The 10,181-nt window shown below is 60.0% G+C and carries 6 protein-coding genes; all 6 read right to left on the bottom strand.

Annotation, left to right across the window (positions count from 1 at the left end; genetic code table 11):
• Window positions 1-23 precede the first annotated feature (23 nt).
• Window positions 24-2,156 carry an EAL domain-containing protein gene (locus AAAB16_RS06375; RefSeq protein ID WP_340662577.1) on the bottom strand — a complete coding sequence of 711 codons (2,133 nt, stop codon included), beginning with the start codon at window positions 2,154-2,156 and terminating at the stop codon, window positions 24-26.
• A complete protein-coding gene (locus tag AAAB16_RS06370) occupies window positions 2,137-5,910 on the bottom strand; it encodes a PAS domain S-box protein (protein WP_340662576.1) in 3,774 nt (1,257 codons plus the stop codon). The genes AAAB16_RS06375 and AAAB16_RS06370 overlap by 20 nt, the downstream gene beginning before the upstream one ends.
• Before the next feature lie 280 nt (window positions 5,911-6,190).
• Window positions 6,191-6,934: an OmpA family protein gene (locus AAAB16_RS06365; protein ID WP_340662575.1), complete on the bottom strand. Its 744-nt coding sequence runs from the start codon at window positions 6,932-6,934 to the stop codon at window positions 6,191-6,193.
• Between the two features lie 101 nt (window positions 6,935-7,035).
• The gene (locus AAAB16_RS06360) at window positions 7,036-8,580 is read right to left on the bottom strand and encodes a DHA2 family efflux MFS transporter permease subunit (RefSeq protein ID WP_340662578.1); all 1,545 of its coding nucleotides are present in this window, start codon (window positions 8,578-8,580) and stop codon (window positions 7,036-7,038) included.
• Between the two features lie 32 nt (window positions 8,581-8,612).
• Window positions 8,613-9,740 carry an HlyD family secretion protein gene (locus AAAB16_RS06355; protein ID WP_340662574.1) on the bottom strand — a complete coding sequence of 376 codons (1,128 nt, stop codon included), beginning with the start codon at window positions 9,738-9,740 and terminating at the stop codon, window positions 8,613-8,615.
• A 196-nt stretch (window positions 9,741-9,936) separates the two neighbouring features.
• Window positions 9,937-10,181: MBL fold metallo-hydrolase (locus AAAB16_RS06350; RefSeq protein ID WP_340662573.1), on the bottom strand; the 245-nt coding region annotated here is incomplete at its 5' end.

Below are 10,181 nucleotides of genomic sequence, written 5' to 3'. Positions count from 1 at the left end.
GGAGAGGGGAGTACAACCCTTGCCTAAGTCTTGCGATAACTATCCCAATCAATCTGCGTCGGAAAGTGCATGGTTTCCGATACCGGCAAACCTTTGGCGACCAAAAAGCCCTGCATGATGTGGCAGCGGTGTTCCAGCAGCCAGTCGCGCTGTTCAATGGTTTCCACGCCTTCGGCAATCACTTCCAAACCCAAGTTGCGCCCCAGGTCGATGATGGTGCTTACCACCGCTGCATCTTTGGGGGAGCTGAGCATATTGGAGATAAACAGGCGGTCGATTTTCAGGGTATCCAGTTCGAAATGGCGCAGGTAGGCCAACGACGAATAGCCGGTACCAAAGTCGTCAATGGCGATTTTTACCCCAAGGGCGCGCAGTTGGCTGAGCTGTTCGCGGGTGGTGTCGAGGTCCTGCATCAGCGCGCTTTCGGTGACTTCCACTTCCAGTTGGCGCGGGTGTAAACCGAGCTCGGCGAGCACGCGGCGCAAGTCTTCAACCAATTGCGGCATGCCAAATTGCACTGGGCTGACGTTCAGGCTGACCACCACCTGATCGCCAAAGGTTGGACGCCAATCGCAGCACTGCTGCACACCACGGCGGAAGATCCAATCGCCTAGACGGTTGATCAGGCGTGTTTCTTCCAGCAGCGGAATAAACACATTGGGGGCAATGGTGCCGGACACCGGATGCTCCCAGCGCAACAAGGCTTCAAAGCCACGCAGCTTGCCGGTTTCCAGGTAGATCTGTGGCTGGTACACCAGCACAAAATCGTCCTGTTCAATGGCATTGCGCAGGCTTTCTTCCAGCATCAAGCGTGAGCGCGCGCGGCCGTTCATTTCTGGCGAGAAGAAGCGGTATTGCTGACGGCCGGCACGCTTGGCTTCGTACATGGCCATGTCGGCCGCGCGCATCAGGCCGTCGACGCTGCGCCCACATTCGGGGTAACTGGCGATACCGATACTGGCGCCAAGAGTAACGTCCATGCCGTCGACCCGATGGCGTACCGAAATCAGCTCAATCAGTTTTTCCGCTATACGTGCGGCGTCTTCCGGGTGTTCCAGGCCGTCGAGCAAGGCGGTGAATTCATCGCCGCCCATGCGTGCCAGCACGTCATAGGGGCGCAGGCTAGAACGCAGCAGGTCACCGACTTGGCGTAACACCTGATCGCCAGCGGCATGGCCGAGGGAGTCGTTGATGCGTTTAAAACCGTCCAGATCGACATACAGAATGGCCATGCGCTTACCGTTACGGTCCAGGCGCGCCAGGCTCGCTTCCAAGGCTTGGTGGAAACCGCGACGGTTAAGCAGGCCAGTCAACGCATCGGTAGCGGCCTGCGATTCCAGCTGTGCATAGAGATTACGCACCACCGACATGTCCAACGCCAGAATCACCATGGAGCGCTGCAAACGCGGCAACGGCGAGCTTGAGAGCGCCACCGGCAACAGTTGGCCACTGACCGCACGCAAGCTGGCGTCGTGCAGGCGGTAGGCTTCGCCACGCAGCCAGTGTTTGTAAAACTCGGAATCCTTCCAGGCCGTCGGCATGCCTTCGGTTTCCAGATAATCCAGCAGCGGCGTGCCCTCCAGCCCCGCCACCGTGCCATTGAGCATGCGTGCCATGGCCGGGTTGACGAAGTTGATGGTGCCCTCTTCGTTCACCACCACAATGCCTTCGGCGGCGTTTTCCAGCACCGAGGCATTGAACGCCCGCGCGCTATCCAGCTGCTTGGACAGCACCTGCAAGTCATGGCGATTGCGCTCGTGCTCCAGCAGCACATTGATCTTGTGCCGCAGCACCTGCGGGTCGAACGGTTTAAGAATAAAGTCCACCGCGCCCGTGGCGTAGCCGCGCAGCACCGAATCTTCGGTGTGGGCAATGGCAGACAGAAAAATGATCGGTGTGTAGCGGGTGGCCGGGTTGCCGCGCATCAGGCGCGCCACTTCAAAGCCGTCCATATGCGGCATTTGCACATCCAAGAGCACCAGCCCGACATTGTTGTCGAGCAAGCACTGCAAGGCGGCTTCGCCGGAATTCACCGTGCGAACTTGCCAAGGGCTATCACCCAGCAGGGCTTCCATGGCCACGAGGTTTTCCTCGCGGTCATCGACCACCAGCAGAATTTGCTCGCTGGACTGCGGTTTAAGCTGTGCTTGAGCCATTTCGTCCCTCCGATTTCGCTAACCAGCGTTGCAACAGGTCTTTGAGATCCTGACGCGCTACCGGTTTGGCTAAGTAGTCATCCGTGCCCGCGGCTAAACACTTTTCGCGGTCGCCCTTCATCGCGTGGGCCGTCAAGGCAATGATCGGCACCGTGCAGCCTTTCTCCTGCTTAAGCAGACGAGTGGCCGTATAGCCATCCATGTTGGGCATCGCCATGTCCATCAGGATCAAATCAAACGACTGCTCTGCAAATGCAGCGAACGCCTCAAAGCCATCTCGGGCGGTGGTAACTTCCAGCCCGAGTTCATCCAGCAACGCACTCATTGCATAGATATTGCGCACATCGTCGTCCACTAACAGCACTCGCCGGTCTTGCAGCGGGTTGATTGGCGCCACCACAGCCGGCGGCTGCGGTTCACGCACGCTGGAGAGAAAACCTTGTACGGCCAAACTCAGGGCTTGCAGGTCCTGGCCGTTTTTCTGCACCACCACCGCAGAATAGCGGCGTAAGCGTTGCAGGCTTTGTTGGGTGACATCCACGCCGGTATTAACGACCACCCGCGTATTGCTCAGAGGACGCTCGCGCGCCATGAGTTCAATCAAATCAAAGCCGTCCTGATCAGGCAGGTTGAGGTCGACCACCAGCGCGGCGAACTCGTCTTGGTGATAGGCGTTACGCGCCTGTTCGGCGGTGGCCACAGCGGTCACGGTAAAGCCCAACTGGCTCAGGTGCTCGCGGTAAAACTCGCGTTCGGGGTCTATGTCCTCCACCAACAGCAGGCGGTTCTGTTCCTCGTGCTCATGGCGCGCCAGGTCGGTAAACACTTGCTCCAGATCGGCGCGGGCAATGGGCTTGACCAGGTAGCGGGTACCGTCGTCGTGCCAATCATCGGGCTGCGGCACGCAGGAAATAATGTGCACCGGCATGCCCCGGTGCTGCGGTTGGCCGCGCAGGCTGCGGTAGATCTGCCAGCCGCTGATATCGGGCAGCAGAATGTCGAGAATCACCGCGGCAAACTGCTCACGTTGCAGCAGCTCAATGGCCTGGTTGCCGCTGCGGCAATGCACACTGGCAAAGCCATGGGCCTGGGCCTCTTCGGCAATCAGGCCGGCAAAATTCAGATCATCTTCAACCACCAACAGCGCCGGCCCTTGGCCCGTGCGAACTGGCGCGATGAAGCCTCCAGCGGCGGGCTGGTGGCTAACGCGTGTGCTCGGCACTACCGCCACCGGCAGCTCCACGGTAAAACTGGAACCCTGCCCCGGCGCGCTATCCAGGCGCACCGTGCCCTCCAACACTTCCACCAACTGACGGGTAATCGCCAGCCCCAGACCGGTGCCGCCAAAGGCCCGACTGGTAGAACCGTCAATCTGTTGGAACGCCTGAAACACCCGTTGATGCTGTTCGGCAGCGATACCAATGCCGGTGTCGCGCACCACAATTTTGAGCATCTGCCGACCATCGTCCAGCGCGACCGGCAGGCAGCTGACCGCCAATTCAACCTCGCCACGCTCGGTGAACTTCAACGCATTGGAAAGCAGGTTGCGCACGATTTGCTGCAAGCGACCACGGTCGCAGAAAATCACCCGCGGCACCTGCGGCTCAAGTGCAGTGATCAGCCGCAGGCCCTTAAGCTCAGCCATCGGCCGCAGGCTGGCGTCCAACTCCTGCATCAGGTCGTGGACGTTCATTTGCTCCATCTTCAACTGCACCCGCCCGGCTTCGATGCGCGCCAGGTCGAGCACGTCGTTGATCAGTTGCAGCAGGTCACGGCCGGCGCGGTGAATGATGTCCGAGTGCTTGACCTGTTTTTCATTGAGGTTGCCGGCGTTGTTCTGCTTGAGCTGTTCGCTGAGGATCAGGATGCTGTTCAGCGGTGTGCGCAGTTCGTGGGACATATTGGCCAGAAACTCTGACTTGTAGCGGTTGGCCAAGGCCAGTTGTTCGGCCTGTTCACGCAAGCGGGTTTCCGCTGCTTTGCGCTCACTGATATCGATGATCACCGCCTGCACCAGCACATCTTCGCCACTGCGCAGCGGCGACAACCCGACCTCCAGAGGAATCAAGTGGCCATCCTGATGGCGGCCGAATAGCTCGCGGTTATTACCCATTTGCCGCGGCTCCGGGGAACGCAAAAAGCTTTTGCGCAGGCCCACGTGCAGTTCTTGCAAAGAGTCGGGCAACAGCTTTTCCACCGCCTGGCCGAGCAACTCGCCGCGTGGGTAACCAAACAACTGCTCGGTCTGGCGGTTGGCCATGGCGATACGACCCTGGTTGTCCACCAAGACGATGGCATTGGGCGAGGCTTCCACCACCAGGCGGAAACGCTCTTCGGCCGCCTTACGTGTACTGATATCGATGATCACCGCCTGCACCAGCACGTCCGGGCCACTGCGCAGCGGCGACAGGCCGACTTCCACGGGAATTGAGTGGCCATCCTTATGCTGCGCAAACAACTCGCGGTTGCCGCCCATCTGCCGTGGCTCGGGGGCCTTCTGGAAGGCTTGGCGCATGCCGACATGGGCGTGACGCAAGGACTCGGGCAGGAGTTTTTCCACCGCCGCGCCGACCAATTCGTCACGCGGGTAACCGAACATCAGCTCCGCCTGTTGGTTGACCATGGCAATGCGACCGTTGCTGTCGACCAACACAATGGCATTGGGCGAGGCCTCTACCACCAAACGGAAACGCTCTTCGCGTTCGCGTAAGCCGGCACTTAGCGCCTCGATATTGGCCACCGCGCGTTCACGCAACAACAGGTAGCCACCGACCATCAGCCCAAGCAGAACCGAGGCCAACAGACCGACCCATAGGTTGAACTGCAGGCGCGGGTTTTCCAGGCGTCGCTCATATTGCTGGGTGCTGCTGACCGTCATCTGCCACTCACGGCCAAACACCGTAATAGCTCGCGTCAGTTGAAACGCCGAAGTGCCGCGATAACCGCCGCTGAGCAGGGCGCCACCATCGTCCGAGTTATCCACAAGCTCAACCTGATACAGCTCGCTGCGGCTACCGAGAATGCCCTCGAGCAAATCCTGCATGCGGAAGGCGCCGGTTACCGCGCCAACAAACGCCTGCTGGCGTTCCTCCTCGCTGGTAACCGGCGCGGTATTGGCATACACCGGCATATAAAGAACGGCGCCGACCTGGGTGTCCTCGTCGGTCTCCGACTTCAACCTAAGCGGTGCCGATAACACCGCTTCACCGCTGCGCCGCGCGTGATAAACCGCCTTGCGCCGCAGCTCTTCGGACAGCACGTCAAAGCCCAGGCCGCGACGATTGCGCCAGTCCAGTGGGCTGATGTAGTCGGCAATCAGGTACTCATCGCGCTCACCACTGGGGAACACGCGAAAATCCTTGCGCCCCTCAGCCCTCTCGCCGTCTACAAACGCCGCCAGCTCGGGCCCACGTAAATAACGCGCCCAAGCCACCGATTGAATGCCGGGATAGCGATCCTGCAACTGCAATTGGTCCGTGGCGCGCATCCACTCTTCAGCGCTGACCTGATCACTGCCAGCCAGCAGCCCGGCCATACCGCGCAGCACCATCTCATAGGCACGCATGCGCTCGGTGACGCTCTGCTGTACATCATCCACGGCAATGCTAAAGCGCTGTTCCTGCTCGCGTCGGTTATTGGCCTCCAGTTCCTGCCACTGCCACACCACCAACACGCCCAACCCCGCCATCAACCCAAGCGCCACCAGATACGGCAGCCAAGGGCGGCGAGAATGAAATCCGCGGTTATCGTCCATGTACGCTCCTGATCCTGCGCCAGCCCTACCCCACGGTAATGGCCCGGCCAGCAATGACCCGTCTGGGTCATTGCGCTGAGTCTAGACAGGAAATCGAAGACAGGCGCTTTGCCATCAAAAGATGATTAACAAGACAGGTTTTGTCGGGACACATGGGTAACACCGGGCGCGCCCTGCCTCTTCACTAATCCGTTAATCCGGTTTTCTCCAACGGCGGGATACGGGCCGCAGGCAAAAAAAAGGCCCCCTAAGAAGGAGGCCCTGTTACTTACTGATGGGCTTATTGCGGGTACTGCTGATACCCCTGCTGCGGCACCTGCTGATACTGCTGAGGTTGCTCATACGGCTGCGGCTGTTGCTGTTGCGGCAACGGCTTCAAATTAACCTCCACCCGGCGGTTCTGCGCTCGCCCATCGGGCGTATCGTTCGTCGCGATCGGCTGATCCGGCCCATTGCCGCGTGTCGACAAGCGCGAGCCGTCCACGCCTTGCGAAGTCAGGTAACCGGCCACACTGGCCGCGCGGCGCTGGGACAAATCCATATTGTGCTGGCGGCTGCCGGTGCTGTCGGTGTAACCAACAATCTCAATACTGTTCTGGTTGTACTGTTTGAATGAGTTGGCCAAGTTATTCAGCGGCGTATAAAAGTTGGCGGCGATGTCGGACGAGTCGGTGGCAAAAGTGATATTGCCCGGCATGATCAGCTTGATCTGGTCGCCCTCACGCTGCACCTGCACACCAGTGCCCTGCATGCTGCGGCGTAGCTCGGCTTCCTGCTTGTCGGCGTAGTAACCATAACCGGCGCCCGCCGCACCGGCGACCGCAGCGCCAATCAGCGCACCTTTGCCACGGTTGTTATGGTCGATCAGGGCACCAGCAGCGGCGCCGGCCAGGGCACCGATACCGCCGTACTTGGCGGTTTTGTTCGAACTCGGCGGCTGGTTGTCATAGGGGTTTTGCGAAGCACAGCCAGCCAACAGCGCAACGGCAGTAGCGGCAATCATCAGGCGACTGAAGGTAAACATGGACGAGGTACTCCTAAAGCGTGGTCCGCCCCGCTGGGCGGACCGCTGTTGGAGTTTAAAGTTAGCTGAAAATTCCCTGACGCCCGGCGCGCAACATGCAGTCAATGGGCGTCCGGCGATGGCGCTGCTGGCATAGCCATTTTGCGCATCAGTGGCACCATGGCGATGGCGATCACAAAGCAAACCATGATGCTGAGAAACGCGTCGGCATAGGTTTGCGTCTGCGCTTCGCGCAGGGTCAACCGGAACAGCTGTTGCAGGCTGCCGGTTGCGGCATCTTCAGCCCCCACGCCTAACGCCTGCAGGTTGCCGCCGATTTGCGCCAACCAATGGTTCATCGCTTCGTTGCCCGCATTCAGGTGCTCAGCCAAACGCTGGAAATGCAGGTTGGTGCGGTCATTAAGAATGGTCGCGCAAGCAGCAATACCCATGGCGCCGCCCAAGTTGCGCATCAGATTAAACAGCCCGGAGGCATGCTTGAGCCGCGCCGGCGCCAGGCTGCCGAGGGCCAGCGTTACCGTCGGCGGCACCGTCAGTTGCTGCGCCATACCGCGCAACGCTTGCGGCAGCATCAGCTCAGCCGCGCCCCAATCGTGAGTGATGGCGCTGAAATCCCACATGGAAATGGCGAACAACGACAGGCCAATCATCATGATCCAGCGCATATCCAAGCGCGCCGCGAGAATGGCGTAGAGCGGAATGGCCAAAATCTGAAACACCCCGGTGGAAAACACCGCCAAGCCAATCTGCAACGCGCTGTAGCCGCGCACATGGCCGAGAAATAACGGCGTCAGATAAATAGTGGCAAACAGGCCAATGCCGGTGACAAACGAGAAAAAACAACCAAGGGCAAAGTTGCGTTCTTTAAGCGCGCGCAGGTCGACCACCGGGTTATGGAATGTCAGGCTGCGCCAGAGAAAGGCCATGCCGCTTAGGCCGCAAATCCAGGCAGTGGTGAGAATGGTCTGATCGCTAAACCAGTTCCAACGCGGTCCTTCTTCCAGGGTGTATTGCAGGCACCCGAGAAACAGCGTCATCAACACAATGCCCAGGTAGTCGGCGCCGCGCAGCAGCGAGAAATCATGCTCGTCGATACGCACCAGCAGCGGCACCGCCACGGCGACAAAAATGCCCGGCACCAGGTTGATATAAAACAGCCAGTGCCAGGAGTAATTGTCGGTAATCCAACCGCCAATCGTTGGCCCCAAGGTCGGTGCCAGCGAAGCCAAGGCGCCAATGGTGGACGCCGCCAGCACCCGCTGCTTGCCATCAAAAAACAAGAACACGCTGGTAAATACCAACGGAATCATCGAGCCGCCCAAAAAGCCTTGCAGGGCGCGAAAGGCGATCATGCTCTGGATATTCCATGCCACACCGCAAAGCAGACTGGCCAGGGTGAACCCCACTGCCGAGGCGCAAAACAGCCAACGCGTAGACAGCACCCGCGACAGCCAGCCCGACAACGGAATTACCACAATCTCGGCAATCAGATAGCTGGTTTGCACCCAGGCCGTTTCATCGGCGCCGGCCGACAGCCCGCCGCCAATGTCGCGCAGCGAGGCGGAGACAATCTGGATATCCAGCAAGGCGATAAACATACCCACGCACATACTGGCGAAGGCTAACGTCTTCTGCAGCGTACTCATCGACGCCGGATTAAACGGCACCGCTGCCGTGCTCACAGCGCAGCCGCCTGAACCACCGGCTCGACCGGCTGGCTATGGGTATCGACTTCAACGATGACCGACAACCCCGGCCGCAAGTGACCGAGCACACCATCAGCGTCATCCAGATGAATACGCACCGGCACGCGCTGCACGATCTTGGTGAAGTTGCCGGTGGCATTCTCCGCCGGCAACACACTGAACTGCGCGCCCGTGGCCGGCGCCAGGCTACCCAAGTGCCCATGAAACTCACGCCCAGGCAGCACATCGGCACGAATGCTCACCGCCTGGCCAGGCAGCATGGCGGCCAGTTGGTCTTCCTTAAAGTTCGCGTCAACCCACAAGCCACGGGCCGGCACCACCACCAACAACTGCGAGCCGGCCGCAGCAAACGCCCCGACCCGCGCCTTGCGGTTGCCAACCACGCCGTCCACCGGCGCACGGAGCTCGGTGTAGCTCAGGTTGAGTTGAGCGATATCACGGTCGGCCTGAGCCTGCATCAGCGCAGCGCGGGCTTGTTGCTTTTGCGTGGCGATGACGTCGAGCTGACGTTGCGCGGCCAACAGTGTGGCTTGGGCGCGAGCATGTTCGGCCTGCGCGGTTTTGAAGGTCGCCTCCGCACGCTGCGCACTTTCCACCGACACCGCCGAACGCTGCACCAGGCGTTGGTAGCGTAGGTGGTCGGCGCCTGCACGGGTCATTTCCGCCTGGGTAGCAGCGATGCTGGCGCGGGCCTGGGCGATCAGCGCTTGTTGCAGCTGCGCGGTGGCGTCCAGATTGGCCAGCAGCGCATCTTCGGCGGCCACCGCACCTTCAGCCTTGAGCAGGCCGGCGCGGTAGTCGCGATCATCAATGCGCGCCAGCAGGTCACCGGCGTGCACCAGCTGGTTGTCGGTCACCCGCAACTCGCTGATATAGCCAGCCACCTTGGAGCCAATCACCGTTACGTCGCCGCCGACATAGGCATCGTCGGTCTCTTCAATAAAGCGCCCCGCCGTCCACCAGTGATTCGCATAGAAACCCAGCCCCACCAGCGCGCCAATCACCACAACGGGCCCGACCAGACGCTTGATCAGGCTGCGCGTGGGCTTAACCGGCTGCAGCGTGGCGCTCGGCAGTTCGCCGGTGGTGATGCTGTTCATGGCGGGGTGTCCTGTCTGGCAAGTTGCAAATGGGTGCATTGAAGCGGTTTTACCGAGCGGCAATTCGCTTTACATTTCACCCAACATATAACTTGTCAACAGTAAGGTTCAAGTAACGTTTTTTGCTTTCAGGACCAACGGCGAAACCCGCACTTAACGGCGCGGGCTCTTTCAGTTAGGGAAATAGATGAAGCGCTTAAGCGCGGATATATGGGTTTTCGCGCATCTCATCGCCCAAGCGGGTATCAGGACCGTGCCCCGTCACCACCGTGGCGTCCTCATCCAGCGTGTACAACCGCTGCTTGATCGAGCGCTCAATCGTCGGGTAATCGCCACCCCACAAATCGGTACGGCCAATACCACGGCGAAACAGCGTATCGCCGGCAATCAACAACTTGGCCTCAGGAAACCAAAAACTCATCGACCCCGGCGTATGCCCAG

The organism is Pseudomonas sp., from assembly GCF_037994325.1.
Classification (GTDB): domain Bacteria; phylum Pseudomonadota; class Gammaproteobacteria; order Pseudomonadales; family Pseudomonadaceae; genus Aquipseudomonas.
Note: the sequence above shows the minus strand (reverse complement) of the source record. Positions and strands in the feature narration are given on the sequence as shown.

Bases quoted from the DNA above. Each gene is read 5' to 3' on its own strand.
- AAAB16_RS06375 (WP_340662577.1), bottom strand. From the start codon at position 2,156: ATGGCTCAAGCACAGCTTAAACCGCAGTCCAGCGAGCAAATTCTGCTG.
- AAAB16_RS06370 (WP_340662576.1), bottom strand. From the start codon at position 5,910: ATGGACGATAACCGCGGATTTCATTCTCGCCGCCCTTGGCTGCCGTAT.
- AAAB16_RS06365 (WP_340662575.1), bottom strand. From the start codon at position 6,934: ATGTTTACCTTCAGTCGCCTGATGATTGCCGCTACTGCCGTTGCGCTG.
- AAAB16_RS06360 (WP_340662578.1), bottom strand. From the start codon at position 8,580: ATGAGTACGCTGCAGAAGACGTTAGCCTTCGCCAGTATGTGCGTGGGT.
- AAAB16_RS06355 (WP_340662574.1), bottom strand. From the start codon at position 9,740: ATGAACAGCATCACCACCGGCGAACTGCCGAGCGCCACGCTGCAGCCG.